Below are 17,405 nucleotides of genomic sequence, written 5' to 3'. Positions count from 1 at the left end.
ATCGGTTAGCGCTCAATCAGTGGTCTAAGCCATCTCTAATCTCCCCGAAGACGCCGGGCTCGCCCAAGTCCCAGTAAAGCCCCGCCATCAGCGCAAGACCTTCGCGGACGATGGCAAAGGGAAGATGTTCGTTCGGCGCATGCTGAGAGCAGGCCGGATAGGAGTGCGGCACCCATACCGTCGGAAGTTCCAGAATATCGGAGAAGACGTCGTTTGGCAGTGATCCACCAAGGTTTGGCAGGACGGCCGGCTTCTTCCCGGTCGTGCGAACAATCGAGTCCACCGCCCAACGAACCCAAGGATGCTCGGGATCTAGGCGTGTCGCATGAAAGACCTCGTCGCTCGACTGAGCGATCTGCACGTAGGAAAAGGCGTGCCGATCGAGGTGCCGCAGGGCGGGAAGGACATCCTGTATGTCAACACCGACGACGAACCGCAGCTGACAGCGCGCCTAGGCGCGTGGCGGAATAGCGCTAACGGGTGTCTTCGGGTTTCCTGCCTCGAAGGCCAAGACCGCGAAAGAGCACCACCCGAATACCTTTTCTGCAGGCGTTAAGCCGGGCACGCCCCAGTCCGGATCAATCTTCGGGCCTTCCGCATTATTCTCGATCTCGCAATCTGAAAGAACGCGCCGCACGTTGTCGGGAACCCCCTGTGGAAGCCATTCCGGAATGCGAATTTGCCCCATTGGTCCGGATATACTTGCAAGCGCATGGGCGAGTTGGATTGCCGGGTCGGAAAGAAGGCCTCCCCAATTCCCCGAATGATGGCCGCCCTTGCGCGCGTCGATCCAGACGTCAAAGCTGATAGCCCCCCGAGACCCGAGGAAAACCGTCGGCCTTCCAGCCGACAGCCGAGGCCCATCCGAGGCAAGCAAAACGTCGGAACGAAACAAATCCTTGTGGATGGAGGCGAGTTCGCGCAGGCCAGGCGATATTCTCTCCTCGCCCATCTCAATCAGATACTTGGCATTGAAGCCGAGCTTGCCACGCGTCTCCAACACGGCCCGGAGAGCACCGATGTTGATCGAATGCTGCCCCTTGTTATCAGCGACGCCGCGTCCGTACCACCTGCCGACGCGTTCGGTCATCTTCCAAGGCGAGAGGCCATCGTCCCACGCATCATCAAGCCCGCGTATCACGTCACCGTGGCCGTAGCCAAGCACCGTCGGTCGCGTTGGATCTTCGATGCGCTCTGCAAAAAGAAATGGCCAGTTGCGCGCGGATAGTGTGTGGCAGACAAAACCAAGGGCCTCAAAAGACGGCTTTATCTCCGCCTCTAGATATTCTCTGAGCACCGGCGCACGGTCGGGATTCTGACTCTCGGTCGGCATCCCCACTCGACGTGCCAAATCCTCCCGAAAGGCGCCGGAATCGAAGTAAGCCTCTGCTTTGGCTATGGCAGCGTCGCGGGTCATGTCGCCAACATAGCATCACGCGGAATACACCGAAACAGCCAGTCGAGCCTTCGCCGAGCGACCTTCGGCCCGCGCAAATCAATCGCGGACGACGAGCAGGTCGGCGGCCATGAAGCGGAGCGTGACGGTTTCGCCTGCCTGCGGCGGGGTGACGCCCGGGCTGTTGAACATGTCGAAGGAAATGACGTTGCCGCCGACATTCATGCGGGTGCGGATGACGGAGCCAAGGAAGTGGGCGGAGGTGACCTGACCGGTCAGCGCCGTATCGCTCTTGACGCTGTCGGAAAGCGAGCCCGCTTCCGGACGGAGCGCCAGCGAGACGGTATCGCCCGCCTTGTAGGCTGCGAGCGACTGCTTGAGCGTCACGCCCTGGTCCCCGATCTGGATGCGGTTTGCCGCCGGATCGACGACCTTTGCCTCGATCATGTTCAGCGTGCCGACGAAAGAAGCGACGAAACGGGTTGCGGGCGTGTTGTAGACCTCGAAGGGCGTGCCGATCTGATCCGCCTTGCCGCCGTTCATGACGACGATGCGGTCGGAGATCGAGAGCGCCTCTTCCTGGTCGTGCGTCACAAAGATGGTGGTGATGCCGAGCTTCTGCTGGATGAGGCGGATCTCTTCGCGCAGCGACACGCGGATCTTCGCATCGAGCGCGGAGAGCGGTTCGTCGAGCAGCAGAACCTGCGGCTTGACGGCAAGCGCGCGGGCAAGCGCCACGCGCTGCTGCTGGCCGCCGGACATCTGGTAGGGGAAGCGATCAGCGAGATGGTCGAGGCGGATGAGGCCCAACATTTCCTTCACGCGCGCATCGATGTCGGCCTTCGGCATGCCTGCAACCTTGAGACCGAAGGCGACGTTGTCGTGCACGTTCATGTTCGGGAACAGCGCGTAAGCCTGGAAAACCATGCCGATGTTGCGCTGGTTCGGCTTCAGCGGGCGCTGATCCTTGCCGTTGATGAAGAGGCTGCCGCCGGTCGGCGTTTCGAAGCCGGCGATCATGCGCAGCACCGTAGTCTTGCCGCAGCCAGACGGCCCCAGGAAGGAGACGAATTCTCCCTTCTCGATGCTCATGTTGAAATTATGGACGACCTGAACCTGGCCGAAGGACTTCTGAAGATTGGTCAGCGTGAGGAATGACATGGCCAGTTACCTTGCGGGGGCGGATTTTTGAAAGCGGGAGATGAGATTGAGCAGACCCATGCAGAGCCATGTGATCGAGAAGGCAATGACGGCGAGCGCCGACGGCTCGTACGCCTTGTTGGCGCCGACGAGCTGCAGATAAGGCCCGAAGGCCGGCCGGTTGAGGAGGGCAGCCATCGTGAATTCGCCCATGACGATCGCCAGCGTGATGAAGGCGCCGGACAACACGCCGCTCATGACGTTCGGGAAGATGCAGCGGAACATGATGGTCGGCCAGCTGGCACCGAGGCTTTCGGCCGCCTCTGTCAGTGTGCGGACGTCGATGGCGCGCATGGCGGTATCGACCGCGCGATACATGTAGGGCAGCGACAGCGTGATGTAGGAGCAGACGAGCAGGATGTTCGTACCGGTCGTAGAACCCGTCAATGGCAGGACCGACGATGAATTGTACATGCGCAAATAGCCGAAGACGATGACGATCGCCGGGATAACGAGCGGGAGCAGCGTCACGAATTCCACGATCGGGCGCATCTGTGGCAGGCGCAGGCGAACCCAATAGGCCGTCGGCACGACGAGCAGCATGCCGAAGACGATTGTCAAAAGGGCCATCAGCATGGAATAGCCGAAGGTCTCGCGGAACTGGATGTCCGAAAAGACCGACTGATAGGCATCGAAGCTGTATACGCCGCGGCGCATGCGCAGCGAAAACTCGATGGTGCCGATCAGCGGAATGATGAAATAGGACGCACCCAGAAAGATGGCGATCCAGGCGCCAAGACGTTGAGCTTTCATTTCTGCCACCGTTCGGCGCGCATGCGCAGCATCAGGTAAAGGACGTTGGAGACGCCGGTAATGACGATCATGCCGAGCGCGATCGCGTAGCCGAGGTTCGGGTTGTGAAGAACATCGCCGCGGATCTGCGCGTAAAGCAGGATCGGAACGATGTTCAGGGAGCTTCCAGTCAGCGCATAGGCTGTGGCGATGGCGCCGAAGGCGTTTGCAAACAGCAGCAGCGTCGTGCCGAGCAGGCTCGGCCAGAGGATCGGCAGCGCGACCATCATCCAGTACTGGCGGTTCGTGGCGCCGAGGATTTCAGCGGCCTCGCGCCATTCCTTCTTCATGCCGTCGAGCGCCGGCGTCAGGATCAGCACCATCAGAGGGATCTGGAAGTACATGTAGGTGATGGTGAGGCCGAAGAAGGATAAAAGGTTGAATCCGGTGCCGTAGAGATTGAAGCCGAACCAGTCGCGCAGGAAGATGGTGACGAGGCCGGTGCGGCCGAGCGTTGCCAGGAACGAGAAGGCAAGCGGCACGCCGGCGAAGTTCGATGCGACGCCGGAGAAGGTCAAAAGCGTCGAGCGGACAGAGGAGGGCAGGCCGCCGAGGACGACTGCCCAGGCGAGAAAGAAGCCGATCAGCGCACCGCCGAGGGCGGAAGCCACCGATACGCGGATGCTGATCCAATAGGCGCTGATGATCGACGGCGTGAAGAGATCGCCGATGTTCTTGAACGTGAATTTGCCTTCCGGCGTGAGGAAGGCGCCGACGACGAGATAAAGCGTGGGGATGATCAGAAACAGCAAGGCGAAGATGACGAAGGGCGCGATACCCAGCCAGTCGATCACGCGATCCTTATTGATCAGGGGGGCAGTGCTCGCCATAGGCGTTGAAACGGTGCTCATGCGAAGCTCATCCGGGGGCGTCGGAGTGAAAGAAAATGCCTCCCCGCTAAGGGCGGGGAGGCCGGATGTCAGGGCTTACTGAACGTTGGCGCCGACAACGCTGTCCCACTTGGTGGTGATGGCGGTCTTGCCTGCGGCCTGCTCGTCGAGCGTCGGGAAGATAGCCTTGGCATAGCCTTCAGGCGGCGGCAGCTTGTCGAGCAGTTCCTTCGGAATCAGGCCCTTCTGGGCAAGGTCGTTGAAGCGGATCGGGTGGCAGTAGCCCTTCAGCCAGCCGAGCTGACCTTCGTCGGAATAGAGGTATTCCATCCAGAGCTTGGCAGCATTCGGGTGCGGAGCAAAGGCGGAGATCGCCTGAACGTAGACACCGGCAACGACGCCTGATGCCGGAACGACGACTTCAACCGGCGGGTTGCCGTTGAGGCTGTCGCGCCAGGAGAGGCCGTTATAGTCCCAGGCGACGACGATCGGGGTGGAACCCTGAGCAAGCGACGCGGACTTGCCGATGACCGGAACGAGGTTGCCGGCCTTGTTGAGCTCTGCGAAGTAAGCAAGACCTGCTTCGCCAGCCTTCGTGGCATCCTTTTCGCCCGCTGCAAGACCAGCGGCGTAGACGGCTTGAACAGCCTGGTTGGAAGCGCGCGGATCGCCAGCGAGCGAAACGGCGTTGGCATACTCGGACTTCTTCAGGTCGGCCCAATCCTTCGGGACGTTCTTGACGATGTCGGTGTTTACGACGAACGAAAGAACGCCGTAGTAATCGCCGTACCAGAAGCCGTCGGCGTCCTTGGCAGAGTCAGGAATGGAATCCCAGGTGGAGACCTTGTAGGGCTGGATGAGGCCTTCAGCCTTGGCCGAGGGGCCGAAGGAGAGACCGACGTCGATGACGTCCGGAGCCTGCGGACCGGTGTTGCCCTTGTTGGCCTTGATTGCTTCGATTTCGTCGCCCGAACCTGCGTCCGGGTTCAGTTCGTTGACTTCGATGCCATACTTGGCCTTGAAGCCGGCAATGACGTCGCCGTAGCCGCACCAGTTGTGCGGGAGAGCGATGGTCGTCAGCGTACCTTCCTTCTTGGCGGCAGCGATGAGTTCGGCGCTCGGTTCTGCTGCGGCAATCGCAGTCGAAGCTACGACGATCGCAGTAGAAAGCGAGAGCAGTCGAGAAATGTTAGAGATCACTGTTGTTCTCCTTCGGTTTTCAGTGGTCTGGCGATGCTGTTACTGGCGTTGCATGAATCTTGTATGACGGTCGCGTGACGTTCGTTTTTCTTATGATTTCCAGTATTTTTCGAACTCTGTTTCGTCTGCGACGGGCAGTTCTATTTCCTTCACGCAGCCTCATTGTTTTTGTTCGTTCCTGCCTCTCCTCCTAGCCGGGTTTTCGGAAGAGCTTGGTCTGTTCGAACAGGCCCTCCAGTGTTTTCATGCGCTCTTTCGTCTCGTCCCAGGTGGTATTCTGGACCGCTTCGATGAGCGCTTCGACGATAAAGAGCGTGACCACCGAAGAATCCCAAGCCGACGGTGCCTCGATCTGGACGCGGAAGGCGTGTCTCGCAAGCTTTGCCGCCGGCGATCCCCATTGGTCCGTGAAGACGATGATTTCGGCGCCGCGCATGCGGGCCGCCTGGGCAAGGCTTACCATCTCCTGCTCATAGCGGCGGATGTCGAAGATGATCAGCAGATCGCCGGCGTTCATGTTGAGAACATACTGCGGCCAGCTCGACGAGTTGGACGACAAGAGGGCAGTATTCGGCCGGATGACCTGCATGTGGGTGAAGAAGTATTCGGCAAGCGCGCCCGTGATGCGACCGCCGACGAAATAAAGGCCGCGCTTGCGATCCGAAAGCAGGGCAGCGGCGCTGTTGAAGGTCGCGGTGTCGAGATCGCTCAGCGTTTGGCGCAGATTGCCGATGATGGCATCGGCAAAACGATTGAGGATGTGGGTGCCCGGAGCATTGGAAGCCCACCGGTCATGCTTGGCGATCGGATTGGAGATCGTCGCTTCGACCTCCTGATGCAGATGCGCCTGGAAATCCGGGTAACCCTTGAAGCCGAGTTTCTGGACCATGCGGACGACGGTGGGCGTCGAGACACCGGCGTTTTCGGCAATCGTGGTGATGCTGCCCAGCCCTGAAACGGGATAGTTGTCCAGCAGACTCTCTGCCAATTGCTTCTCGGCGCGCGTCAGCGCTTCGAAATGCGAATGGATGACGTCCGAAACCGTCTTCGACGCAGCGCTCACGCGATCTTGCTCCCCGGGATTGGTCTTGTGCCACTTTCCCACTCAAAGTTAACAACGCTGTCACAATCCATGTCAACCACTGTCATGAAAAGAAATTTTCAGAGCGCGCTTGACACCGCCCGAAGACTGAAGAATTCTTTTCTTGTAAAGATTTTATTAAGGGAAGGGCAGCGCGGCCAGGTGCTCACTCAGCTCAAGATTCTCAGCGAAGCGGATGGGGACTGCGTCGGCATAGAGCGGCCGCACGGCAAGAGCGCGGTGCTCGTCATTTGCGAACACGCCTCGCGAGCGTTACCCGAGCAGTTCGGTAATCTCGGCCTTTCCGAGAAAGCGTTGAATAGCCACATCGCCTGGGATCCAGGCGCTTTGGCCGTTGCACGCGGCATCTCGACGACGCTTGACGCAACACTCGTCTTTCAGCGCTTCTCTCGCCTGATCTACGACTGCAACCGCCCGCCGCACTCGCCTGGCGCAATGCCCGAAAAGAGCGAAATCTATGCCATCCCCGGCAATCAGAATCTAAGCGCAAAGGAGCGGCAGGCCCGTACCGAAGCGCTGTATCTTCCTTTCCACGATGCAGTAAGCCGTCTCATCAAGAACCGTCAGGGGCAGGGGCAGGAGACGGTCATCGTCACTGTTCACAGTTTCACGCCGGTCTATAATGGCAAGGCGCGTGACGTCGAGCTCGGCATCCTGCACGATGCCGACAGCCGCCTGGCAGACAGCATGTTGGCAGGGGCGGCTGACGCGCCGCTCTACAAAACCGAACGCAACGAGCCCTATGGCCCTGAGGACGGCGTGACGCACACGCTGATCCTGCACGGGCTGTCGAACGGGCTCCGCAATGTAATGATCGAGATCCGCAACGACCTCATCAGCGACGATGCCGGCCAAGGGGTCATGGCCGACTATCTGACAGGGCTCCTCCAGCAAGGCCTGGAAGCCTGACCATAAAAGAAAAGACCCCAGGGAGCAGTCTAACTGCGATCTGTCCGTATGGCGAAAGCCGCGGGCAGCTTTGGCACTGGATCTGCGGCAATTCCGCTGCCGATCGTCAAACAGGGGGAAGTCATGTCGGACTATACCGAACTTGATAAGAAGCAGGATATGAGCATCCTGCATTCGATGGGCTATGCCCAGGAACTGGAAAGGCGGATGAGCTCGTTCTCGAACTTTGCCGTCTCCTTCTCGATCATCTGCATCCTTTCCGGCGGCATCAACTCGCTGGCGCAGGCGACTGCCGGCGCGGGTGGTGCTGCGATCGGCATCGGCTGGCCACTCGGCTGCTTCATTTCGCTCGTCTTCGCCGTTGCGATGGCGCAGATCAGCTCCGCCTATCCGACCGCGGGCGGCCTCTACCACTGGGGTTCCATCCTCGGCAACCGCTTCACCGGCTGGCTGACCGCATGGTTCAACCTGCTCGGCCTCGTGACGGTGCTCGGTGCCATCAACGTCGGTACCTACTACTTCTTCATGGGCTCCTTCGGCACGAGCTATCTCGGGCTGACGGACACGACATTCGTTCGCATCGTCTTCCTGATCATCATCACCGGTGCGCAGGCGCTCGTGAACCATATGGGCATCGGCCTGACCGCCAAGCTCACGGACTTCTCTGGCTACCTGATTTTCGCGACGGCGATCGCGCTTGCCGCGGTTTGCCTGATCGCTGCTCCGTCCTACGAGTTCGGCCGCCTCTTCACCTTCGCCAACTATTCGGGCGAAACTGGAGGCAATGTCTGGCCTGCCACGTCCGGTACCTGGGCGTTCCTGCTCGGCCTCCTGCTGCCGATCTACACGATCACCGGCTATGACGCGTCGGCGCATACGTCGGAAGAGACCGTAAAAGCGGCTAGCTCCGTGCCGCGCGGCATGATCTCCTCCGTGCTCTGGTCGGCGCTCTTCGGCTACATCATGCTTTGCGCATTCGTGCTGATGCTGCCCAGCATGGACGAAGCTGCCAAGCAGGGCTGGAACGTGTTCTTCTGGGCGATGGACAGCCAGGTGAACCTGATCGTCAAGGACATCCTGTATCTTGCCATTCTGGTCAGCCAATGGCTGTGCGGCCTCGCAACCGTCACCTCGGTTTCCCGCATGATCTTCGCCTTCTCGCGTGACGGCGGTCTGCCTGCATCCAAGGCACTGTCGAAGGTCAGCCCGAAGCACCGCACGCCGGTTGCCGCGATCTGGACGGGTTCTATCCTCGCCGTCCTCTTCGTGTGGGGTTCGTCGCTGGTTTCGATCGGCGAAACGCCGGTCTATACCATCGTCGTTTCGTGCACCGTCATCTTCCTCTTCTTCTCCTTCGCGATCCCGATCACGCTCGGCCTCTTGGCCTGGGGTACGTCGAAGTGGGACAAGATGGGGCCGTGGAACCTCGGCGAGGGGATGTTCAAGCTCTTTGCCGTGCTCTCGATCATTGCAATGGTGCTTATTTTCATTCTCGGCATCCAGCCGCCGAATGACTGGGCGCTCTACATCACCGTCGGCTTCCTTGTTGTGACTGGCGTCGTCTGGTACGGCTTCGAAAAGCGCCGCTTCAAGGGCCCGCCGATCGGCGAAGAAGTCGCCAAGCGCCAGGCTGAAATCGCGGCCGCCGAAAGGGCCGTTGGCGAAGCGTAAGAAAACCGAGCTTCCCTCAAATGGCGGGGCCGCCGTTCGCGCGGCCCCATCACCGGTTCAACGAAAAGGCATCTGGTCGGTCATGGCGGCCGCTGCATGCCGTTTCATTGCCCCGAGTTACAACCCAGATTTCAGGCGGATAAATGATGAGCAACAGCTATACTTTCGATGATCTCAAGAAGGACGTGGCCGAAGGGCGCATCGATACCGTTCTCGCATGCCAGGTGGACATGCAGGGTCGCTTGATGGGCAAGCGCTTCCAGGCGGAATATTTCCTCGAAAGCGCCTGGAAGGAAACGCATAGCTGCAACTATCTGGTCGCGACCGACATGGAGATGGAAACCGTCTCCGGCTACAAGGCGACGAGCTGGGAGAAGGGTTACGGGGACTACACGATGAAACCGGACCTTTCGACGCTGCGCCGCATTCCCTGGCTCGAAGGAACGGCACTGGTCCTTTGCGATCTGCTTGACCATCACACGCACGAAGAGGTGCCGCATTCGCCGCGCGCCATCCTGAAGAGGCAGGTCAAGCGTCTCGAAGACATGGGCATGAAGGCCTTCATGGCATCCGAGCTCGAATTCTTCCTCTTCGACCAGACCTATGAGGCTGCCCATGCCGCCGGCTACCGCAATCTCAAGCTCGCCAGCGCCTACAACGAGGACTACCACATCTTCCAGACGACCAAGGAAGAGGAGGTGATGCGGGCGATCCGTACCGGTTTGCAGGGTGCGGGCATTCCGGTCGAGAATTCCAAGGGTGAGGCTTCGGCGGGGCAGGAGGAAATCAATGTGCGCTACGCCGACGCGCTGACGATGGCTGACCGGCACGCCATCATCAAGAACGGCTGCAAGGAAATCGCCTGGTCGAAGGGCAAGGCGATCACCTTCCTCGCCAAATGGAACTACACCTCGGCCGGCAGCTCCTCTCATATCCATCAGTCGCTCTGGAGCGCCGACGGCAAGACGCCGCTGTTCTTCGATGAAAAGGGTACATACGGCATGTCGCCGTTGATGCGGAACTACGTGGCCGGCCTTCTCGCCCACGCCAGCGAGATCACCTATTTCCTGGCGCCCTATATCAATTCCTACAAGCGCTTCATGGCCGGCACCTTCGCGCCGACGAAGGCGATCTGGAGCAAGGACAACCGCACCGCCGGCTACCGCCTGTGCGGCGACGACACTAAGGCGATCCGGATCGAATGCCGCGTCGGCGGTTCGGACCTCAATCCCTATCTCGCCTTTGCAGCACTGCTGGCGGCTGGCATCGAGGGGATCGAGGACAGGCTCGAACTCGAATCGCCATTCGTCGGCGACGCCTATGGTGCGCGCGATATCCGCGAGATTCCGCACACGCTTCGCGCCGCGACGGTCGCAATGACGGAATCGAAAATGCTGCGGAAGGCTTTCGGCAACGACGTCATCGACCACTACACCCGCGCTGCCGAATGGGAGCAGGAGGAATACGACCGCCGCGTGACGGATTGGGAAGTGGCGAGAGGCTTTGAAAGGGCGTAAGGCATTTTGCGGCCGGTCGTTGCTTGCCCTCACCCTGACCCGCTTTGAGGGGCGAGGGGACTTGCCCTAAGGGGCGTTGCGATTGGCGAGACCGGTGCGGCATACTTCCTTCGCCCGCTTGCGGGGAGAGGTGTCGGCCGGCGGATGAGGGGCTGGTGCCCGAAGAGATTTGTGGAATAAAAAGGCAGGATTCGATCATGACTATGATCCAATGCATTTCGCCGGTCGACGGATCGGTTTACGCAGAGCGCTCAGCGCTCTCGCTAGAGGCGGCCAAGGACGTTGTCGCCCGTGCCCGCAAGGCGCAGACGGCCTGGGCGAAGCGGCCGCTGGAGGAGCGCGTGCAGCTTGTGCTCAAAGGCGTTACGCGGCTCAACGAGATGTCCGATCTCGTCGTGCCGGAGCTCGCCTGGCAGATGGGTCGGCCGGTCAAGTATGGCGGCGAATATCGGGGCTTCAACGAGCGTTCCAACTATGTCGCGTCGATCGCTGCCGACGCGCTGGCGCCCCTTGTTGTCGAAGAGAGCGACAAGTTCGAGCGCCGTATCGAGCGTGAAGCGCATGGCGTCGTGTTCGTGATCGCCCCGTGGAACTACCCTTATATGACGGCGATCAACACCATCGCTCCGGCGCTGATGGCAGGCAATACCGTTATCCTGAAACATGCGTCGCAGACGCTGCTGGTGGGCGAGCGGCTGGTTCAGGCTTTTGTCGAGGCAGGCGTTCCGGAGGATGTCTTCCAGAACGTGTTCCTCGATCACGAAACGACCTCGGCGCTGATTGCGGCAGGAAGCTTCAATTTCATCAACTTCACGGGTTCGGTCGAAGGCGGGCGTGTTATGGAGCGGGCTGCAGCCGGCACCTTTACGGGCCTCGGCCTCGAGCTCGGCGGCAAGGATCCGGGCTACGTCATGGAAGACGCCGATCTCGACGCGGCCGTCGATACGTTGATGGATGGCGCGACCTACAATTCCGGCCAATGCTGCTGCGGCATCGAGCGCATCTATGTGCACGAAACGCTCTATGACAGCTTCGTCGAGAAGTCGGTCGCCTGGGTTTCCAATTACAAACTCGGAAATCCGCTTGATCCGGAAACCTCGCTCGGTCCGATGGCCAACAAGCGTTTCGCCAAGGTCGTGCGCGAGCAGATCTCCGATGCCGTCTCGAAGGGTGCGAGGACGCTAATCGATCCGAAGCTCTTCCCGCAAGATGACGGCGGAGCCTATCTCGCGCCGCAGATTCTGGTCGATGTCGATCACTCGATGGCCTTCATGCGCGAAGAAACCTTCGGCCCGGCCGTCGGCATCATGAAGGTCAAGAACGATGCCGAAGCGATCGCGCTGATGAACGACAGCCAGTACGGGCTGACGGCTTCGCTCTGGACGAAGGACCCGGACAGGGCAGGACGGATCGGCCGCGAAATCGAAACCGGCACAGTCTTCATGAACCGTGCCGATTACCTCGATCCGGCGCTTTGCTGGACCGGCGTCAAGGAAACCGGCCGCGGCGGCTCGCTGTCGATCATCGGCTTCCACAATCTGACGCGCCCAAAATCTTATCACCTCAAGAAAGTCACAGCATGAGCAGCAGCAATATAACAGCCAACTGGAGCTATCCGACTGCCGTCAAGCTCGGCCGCGGCCGCATCAAGGAGCTGGCGGACGCCTGCAAGAGCCTTGGCATGAAGAAGCCGCTGCTGGTTACCGATCGCGGCCTGGCCTCTATGGCGATTACCAAGAATGCGCTCGACATCCTGGAAGATGCAGGCCTCGGCCGCGCGATCTTTGCAGACGTCGATCCGAATCCGAACGAGAAGAACCTCGATGCCGGCGTGAAGGCTTTCAAGGACGGCGGCCATGACGGCGTCGTCGCCTTCGGTGGCGGTTCGGGCCTCGATCTCGGCAAGTGCGTCGCCTTCATGGCCGGCCAGACGCGTCCGGTCTGGGATTTCGAGGATATTGGAGACTGGTGGACGCGTGCGAGCGTCGAGGGCATTGCGCCGATCGTTGCAGTGCCAACAACGGCCGGCACTGGCTCGGAAGTCGGCCGCGCCAGCGTCATCACCAATTCCACAACGCATGTGAAGAAGATCATCTTCCATCCAAAGTTCCTGCCGGGCGTCGTCATCGCCGATCCGGAGCTGACCGTCGGCATGCCGAAGATCATCACCGCCGGGACCGGCATGGATGCTTTTGCGCATTGCCTGGAAGCCTATTCCTCACCCTTCTATCATCCGATGTCTGCCGGTATCGCGCTGGAAGGCATGCGCCTCGTCAAGGAATTCCTGCCACGTGCCTACAAGGAAGGGACCGACCTCGAAGCCCGCGCCAACATGATGGCGGCTGCCGCCATGGGCGCTGTCGCCTTCCAGAAAGGCCTCGGCGCCATCCATGCGCTGTCGCATCCGATCGGCGCCGTCTACAACACGCATCACGGCATGACCAATGCCGTCGTGATGCCGGCGGTGCTGCGGTTCAACCGCGCAGCGATCGAAGAGAAGATCGCACGCGCTGCGGCCTATCTCGGCATCTCCGGCGGCTTCGACGGTTTCTATGATTACGTGCTGAAGCTTCGCTTTGAACTCGGGGTTCCGGAAAGCCTTTCGGCCATGGGAATCGCACCGGACCGGATCGACGCGCTCTCGGCGATGGCAATCGAAGACCCGAGCGCGGGCGGCAATCCCGTCCCGATGACGCTCGAAAATACCAAGACGCTTTTCAAAGACTGCTTCTGATCACATAAGGCGGACCGTCAAAACTTGCCCGGAAAGCCCAAGCTTTCCGGGCTTTTTCGTTTTCCGGCATCCCAACTTTTAGGGATGTGAAAAATGCGGGCTGCAATTTCGGCGCGTTTGTTTGGATTTTGTTAACCATCATCAGAAAGGATACGTTAACCGCACGATGAACCCGAAAGTGCGCTAGAGAGCGATATCCGGCTCGCGATATTTCCCTTCGAGGATCGAACATGCCAGTCATCACATTTGCAAACACCAAGGGCGGGGCAGGCAAGACCACGGCCGTCCTTCTGCTCGCGACGGAACTTGCCCGCAAAGGTTACCGCATCACCATTCTCGATGCCGACCCTCAGCACTGGATTTCCCGCTGGCACGAGATTTCCGGCCATGTGGCGAATATTCAGGTCATCGACTTCGTGACGTCCGCCTCGCTTCCGCAGCACATCAGCGAGAACAAGCATTCCACGGACTACTTTATCATCGATCTGCCGGGCGCCCGCAATCCGCTGCTGGCCACCGCAATCGGCCTCTCCGACCATGTGCTGATCCCGATCCAGGGCTGTGCCATGGATGCGCGCGGCGGGGCGCAGGTGCTGGAATTGCTGCAGTATCTGGATGAGAAGGCGGGCATCAACATTGGCCATTCGGTGGTGCTTACCCGTGTCAATTCAATGGTGACCACCCGTGCACTGCAACTCGTCAAGGCGCTGCTCAACGAGCGGAACGTTCCGGTCCTCGATACGGCGATCATCGAGCGTGCGGCATTCCGCGACATCTTCGATTGCGGCGGCACGCTGCACGATATGGACCCGATGCGGGTTTCCAATCTGGAGAAGGCCTGCGAGAATGCGCTCTGTTTTGCCGAGGAAATCATTCGCAAGGTGCCGGTCAAGCTTCCTGCTTGCGCCCGGGCAACCGGACCGCTGATCCGCTCGGCGGCTTGAATTTTTGGATCATTTGAACCAACCGCCGGAGCGATCCGGCGGTCTTTTTATTTTGGCTCGGCTCAAATTGTGTCCTGGCGGACGCGCTCACCCTATCTCCCCGGGTGAACGGGGCGAGGGACTGCTTGCGAAATGGCCAAGAGAAACGGAAAAGACGCGGCATCTGCCTTCTCCCCATCAAAATGGAAAAGGTGCCGGCAGGCCGATGAGGGCAGAGCGCTCAATCGACGAACTCGACCGTCACGCCAGGCTTCACCATCTTGGCGAGCTCCGTGGCATCCCAGTTCGTCAGACGGATGCATCCGTGGCTCTGGGTGCGGCCGATCTTGGATGGTTCCGGCGTGCCGTGAATGCCGTAGGTCGGCCTCGAAAGGGCGATCCAGACCGTGCCGACGGGACCGTTCGGGCCGGGCGGGATATTCAGGATGCGATCGTTTGCGCCCTGCTGGAAGTTGATCTTCGGGTTGTAGGTATAGCCGGGGTTCAGAGCGACGCGTTCCACGTTGACGAGGCCGGAGGGCGAAGGGGTATCGCTGGAGCCGATCGAGGCGGGATAGGCGGCGACGAGATTGCCAGCAGCGTCATAGGCGAAGACCTGCTTCTTGGCCTTGTCCGCGAGAATCTTCGCGACGGTGCCGGTCTTGGCTTGGCCGGCATTGACGACCTTGATGATCGTGCCGGGCACAGTGAAGTCCGCGCCCGGATTCATCTCCCTGAGGAAGGCTTCGTCCATGTGGAAGCGCTCTGCAAGCATTTCGGTCGTCGAGGTGTAGGCCATCGAAGGCAGAAGCGCCTTTTGCGAATAGTCTTCCGGAATCGCGGCCACATAAGGCCCGGCGGCATCTGCCGGCGTGATTGTGTAGCTGGTGACGGGTAAGCCGCCCGACAGGCGCAACTGCTCGAGGATCGCTTCGGTATTGTTGGGGTCGAGCTTTTCGCCGGTCATCTGCTCATAGGCATAGATCGCCTTGGTGACGTTGGACCCCATGTGGCCATCGATGACGCCCGGAGAAACGCCCGCGCGGTCGAGGAAGACCTGGATGGCGACGATCTCAGGCTTCGATTTTCCCTTGAGCGTGATGACCGGTTCTGAGGGCGGCCCCGGTTGCATGTCGCCGGGGAACGGCTGGTCCGGTTCGATCGACGCATAGTCCTCGTTCTGCGGGTAGCTTTCTCCGTTGGCATCCGGATAGGGCTGATCGTAAAGTGGATCGCGCTGGATTTCCGCATCGCGCGGGATCGAGCCGGTCACGGCGCCGCGCTCCACATAACGCGTGCTGCCGTAGCTGTTGTCCGGGTAGTAGGGGTCATTGTTATGGGCTTCGCGGGCAGGCGGGCGCGGATAATAGCCGCTGCTGCGCATTTCCGTCGCGACGACGTTGCCGTAACCATCGAGCAGGACCCGGTTGCCGTTGCGATCCCGCGAATAATAGACGTCGGCGCCCGGCGGAATGTAATCGATGATCGCCCCGTCAGGCGTCACCATCACGACATCGCGCTGGCGGCGGCCGTACTGCTGCGCGTCGGCAACCGGTGCGGCAGCGGCAAGGGCCAGCACGACAGCGGCGAGGGACATCCCCGATTTCAAAAAGCGATTCACGTCTTACACCTCGAACAGTGATTTGGCCGACACACACCTGCGAATTTTGACGCTAGTGTGGAATTTATGAATTCGTACTAAACAAAAGATGAAAATTATCGTGCTTTCTGCCTGAGGCAAAACGTTTGGTTTGGCAAGCGGGTTCCATGGCGCATCGCCGGTTGTGCGCAACAGGTTTGCCGCGATTGACGAATGCGCGGACGGATCCTAACCCTACGGCAGCTTTAAGATCGGGAGGAATTGCAATGATCGAATTTGCCGCCGCCAAGGGGCCGCGCCTGATGCTGGACGAAACGTCGGTGATGGATATCGGCGGATGCATCGTCGACGGCGTCGATATCGCGCCGAAGCGCGCCATCCCTGACGACGGCGATCCGCGTATCGACCACTCGCTCGAAGGCTTTCTCTTCACCTGCGGTCCCGATCATATCCGCCATCGCGAGCCGATCCCGGGGCGGACGGATGGCAAGGTCTACCCGCTGCACGGTTCGGCCTGCGGTCATCCGGCCAAGGTTGTCTGGACCAAATTCGAAAACGGCAATGCCGAGTGCTGCGCCCACATCGATATCGTTACCGTCGAAGGATTGCCGCAGCGGATCGAACGGCTTTGGCGCATCGACGGCGCGACGGGGGAGGTCTCGCTTGACGACAGGGTCGTCAACACCAGCGATCAGGTGGTGCCTACCTTCTTGATGTACCACATGAATATCGGCGGAAAATGGCTCGATGCGGGCACGCGGCTGGAAGGGAAGATGCTCGAAGGCGGTGGTTTTCCATGGACCTTCGGCGAAGAGCTTGGCGGCCTCTTTTGCGTCGGGGCCCCGGCCGTGACGGATGGCTTTGCCGAAGTCCGGCTCGGTCCGATGAAAGCCGCGGGCGAAAAGACGCTTTGCGTGCGTTTCCGCGCGGATACGCTGCCGCACCTGCAGGTCTGGCGGAACCAGAAGACGCCGGCGGACGTTTTTGGCATCGAACCGGTTTCGCATCGCTGGGTCTCGCGTCGCGAGCTTCAAGCAGGCGAGTTCAACATGCTGCAGCCGGGCGAGAGCCGCAGCTATGCGCTTCGCTTCGCCTTCCTCTGAGCGAACTGTTGTTGACGCTTCCGGTCCCGCATCGTAGAGCTTCTGCCATTGATTATCAGGAGGAACGCGCGATGGACATCCGCCAGATCGACGACGAATATTCGGTATCCGGCCAGATCACGCTGGAAGATCTCGATCAGATCAAGGCGATGGGCTTCAAGTCGATCGTCTGCCATCGTCCGGACCAGGAAAGCCCGGACCAGACGCCGTTTTCGGTGATCGAAGTCCGCGCCAAGGAACTCGGCCTCGACATCGCGCATGTGCCCGTCGGCTCGATGGGCGTGACGGAAGAAGCCGTGCAAGGCATGGTCGACGCACTCGACGAATTTCCGCGCCCGATGCTCGGCTATTGCCGTTCCGGCGCACGCTCTACCGCGATCTATCAGAAGACCCATCATATTCGCGGCTGATCTTTTGGCGCGGCTTTC

General features: G+C 60.2%; 14 protein-coding genes and 1 pseudogene. 8 read left to right on the top strand and 7 right to left on the bottom strand.

The window, feature by feature from the left end:
• Positions 1 to 16: 16 nt before the first annotated feature.
• The 6 genes and pseudogenes from RGR602_RS12575 to RGR602_RS12550 all read right to left on the bottom strand — a co-directional run bounded on the left by RGR602_RS12575 (position 17) and on the right by RGR602_RS12550 (position 6,481).
• Positions 17 to 1,417 (bottom strand): annotated as a pseudogene (locus tag RGR602_RS12575) (M20 family metallopeptidase).
• 78 nt (positions 1,418 to 1,495) lie between these two features.
• The gene (locus tag RGR602_RS12570) at positions 1,496 to 2,557 is read right to left on the bottom strand and encodes an ABC transporter ATP-binding protein (protein ID WP_039845390.1); all 1,062 of its coding nucleotides are present in this window, start codon (positions 2,555 to 2,557) and stop codon (positions 1,496 to 1,498) included.
• A 6-nt stretch (positions 2,558 to 2,563) separates the two neighbouring features.
• On the bottom strand, positions 2,564 to 3,349 hold the full coding sequence (locus tag RGR602_RS12565) for an ABC transporter permease (protein WP_039845389.1): 786 nt from the start codon (positions 3,347 to 3,349) through the stop codon (positions 2,564 to 2,566).
• Positions 3,346 to 4,239, bottom strand: a complete 894-nt coding sequence (locus RGR602_RS12560; protein ID WP_039845388.1) for an ABC transporter permease — start codon at positions 4,237 to 4,239, stop codon at positions 3,346 to 3,348. Before RGR602_RS12560 ends, RGR602_RS12565 begins: the two co-directional genes overlap by 4 nt.
• A gap of 75 nt (positions 4,240 to 4,314) precedes the next feature.
• A complete protein-coding gene (locus tag RGR602_RS12555) occupies positions 4,315 to 5,418 on the bottom strand; it encodes an ABC transporter substrate-binding protein (RefSeq protein WP_039845387.1) in 1,104 nt (367 codons plus the stop codon).
• A gap of 190 nt (positions 5,419 to 5,608) precedes the next feature.
• On the bottom strand, positions 5,609 to 6,481 hold the full coding sequence (locus RGR602_RS12550) for a MurR/RpiR family transcriptional regulator (RefSeq protein WP_039845386.1): 873 nt from the start codon (positions 6,479 to 6,481) through the stop codon (positions 5,609 to 5,611).
• A gap of 180 nt (positions 6,482 to 6,661) precedes the next feature.
• Between RGR602_RS12550 and RGR602_RS12545 the strand changes: the two genes are divergently transcribed.
• From RGR602_RS12545 to RGR602_RS12520, 6 genes are all read left to right on the top strand, one after another.
• Positions 6,662 to 7,429, top strand: a complete 768-nt coding sequence (locus tag RGR602_RS12545) for an N-formylglutamate amidohydrolase (protein WP_039846837.1) — start codon at positions 6,662 to 6,664, stop codon at positions 7,427 to 7,429.
• Positions 7,430 to 7,552: 123 nt separating this feature from the next.
• Positions 7,553 to 9,100 (top strand): amino acid permease, encoded by a 1,548-nt coding sequence (locus RGR602_RS12540; protein WP_039846836.1) that lies wholly within the window; start codon positions 7,553 to 7,555, stop codon positions 9,098 to 9,100.
• Between the two features lie 146 nt (positions 9,101 to 9,246).
• Positions 9,247 to 10,617, top strand: coding sequence for a glutamine synthetase family protein (locus RGR602_RS12535; RefSeq protein WP_039846835.1), 1,371 nt, complete (start codon positions 9,247 to 9,249; stop codon positions 10,615 to 10,617).
• Between the two features lie 197 nt (positions 10,618 to 10,814).
• Positions 10,815 to 12,200, top strand: coding sequence for an aldehyde dehydrogenase family protein (locus tag RGR602_RS12530; RefSeq protein WP_039845385.1), 1,386 nt, complete (start codon positions 10,815 to 10,817; stop codon positions 12,198 to 12,200).
• A complete protein-coding gene (locus RGR602_RS12525; protein ID WP_039845384.1) occupies positions 12,197 to 13,351 on the top strand; it encodes an iron-containing alcohol dehydrogenase in 1,155 nt (384 codons plus the stop codon). The genes RGR602_RS12530 and RGR602_RS12525 overlap by 4 nt, the downstream gene beginning before the upstream one ends.
• A 230-nt stretch (positions 13,352 to 13,581) precedes the next feature.
• On the top strand, positions 13,582 to 14,295 hold the full coding sequence (locus tag RGR602_RS12520) for a ParA family protein (RefSeq protein WP_039845383.1): 714 nt from the start codon (positions 13,582 to 13,584) through the stop codon (positions 14,293 to 14,295).
• 220 nt (positions 14,296 to 14,515) lie between these two features.
• Here the strand turns inward: RGR602_RS12520 and RGR602_RS12515 are convergent, their stop codons facing one another.
• Complete coding sequence (locus RGR602_RS12515; protein WP_039845382.1) at positions 14,516 to 15,895, bottom strand: L,D-transpeptidase; 1,380 nt, start codon at positions 15,893 to 15,895, stop codon at positions 14,516 to 14,518.
• A gap of 245 nt (positions 15,896 to 16,140) precedes the next feature.
• On the opposite strand from RGR602_RS12515, the gene RGR602_RS12510 reads away from it, so the two are divergent.
• Positions 16,141 to 16,977 (top strand): DUF4432 family protein, encoded by an 837-nt coding sequence (locus RGR602_RS12510; protein ID WP_039845381.1) that lies wholly within the window; start codon positions 16,141 to 16,143, stop codon positions 16,975 to 16,977.
• Positions 16,978 to 17,048: 71 nt separating this feature from the next.
• Complete coding sequence (locus RGR602_RS12505) at positions 17,049 to 17,387, top strand: TIGR01244 family sulfur transferase (RefSeq protein ID WP_039845380.1); 339 nt, start codon at positions 17,049 to 17,051, stop codon at positions 17,385 to 17,387.
• Positions 17,388 to 17,405 lie beyond the last annotated feature (18 nt).

The sequence above is a fragment of the Rhizobium gallicum bv. gallicum R602sp genome, assembly GCF_000816845.1.
GTDB lineage: Bacteria > Pseudomonadota > Alphaproteobacteria > Rhizobiales > Rhizobiaceae > Rhizobium > Rhizobium gallicum.
The sequence above is the reverse complement of the archived record's forward strand: the minus strand, read 5'-3'. Positions and strand labels throughout refer to the sequence as shown.

Excerpts from the sequence above, each read along its gene's own strand:
- RGR602_RS12565 (WP_039845389.1), bottom strand. The coding sequence starts at position 3,349 with ATGAAAGCTCAACGTCTTGGCGCCTGGATCGCCATCTTTCTGGGTGCG.
- RGR602_RS12540 (WP_039846836.1), top strand. The coding sequence starts at position 7,553 with ATGTCGGACTATACCGAACTTGATAAGAAGCAGGATATGAGCATCCTG.
- RGR602_RS12520 (WP_039845383.1), top strand. The coding sequence starts at position 13,582 with ATGCCAGTCATCACATTTGCAAACACCAAGGGCGGGGCAGGCAAGACC.
- RGR602_RS12570 (WP_039845390.1), bottom strand. The coding sequence starts at position 2,557 with ATGTCATTCCTCACGCTGACCAATCTTCAGAAGTCCTTCGGCCAGGTT.
- RGR602_RS12530 (WP_039845385.1), top strand. The coding sequence starts at position 10,815 with ATGACTATGATCCAATGCATTTCGCCGGTCGACGGATCGGTTTACGCA.
- RGR602_RS12505 (WP_039845380.1), top strand. The coding sequence starts at position 17,049 with ATGGACATCCGCCAGATCGACGACGAATATTCGGTATCCGGCCAGATC.
- RGR602_RS12560 (WP_039845388.1), bottom strand. The coding sequence starts at position 4,239 with ATGAGCACCGTTTCAACGCCTATGGCGAGCACTGCCCCCCTGATCAAT.
- RGR602_RS12510 (WP_039845381.1), top strand. The coding sequence starts at position 16,141 with ATGATCGAATTTGCCGCCGCCAAGGGGCCGCGCCTGATGCTGGACGAA.
- RGR602_RS12535 (WP_039846835.1), top strand. The coding sequence starts at position 9,247 with ATGAGCAACAGCTATACTTTCGATGATCTCAAGAAGGACGTGGCCGAA.
- RGR602_RS12525 (WP_039845384.1), top strand. The coding sequence starts at position 12,197 with ATGAGCAGCAGCAATATAACAGCCAACTGGAGCTATCCGACTGCCGTC.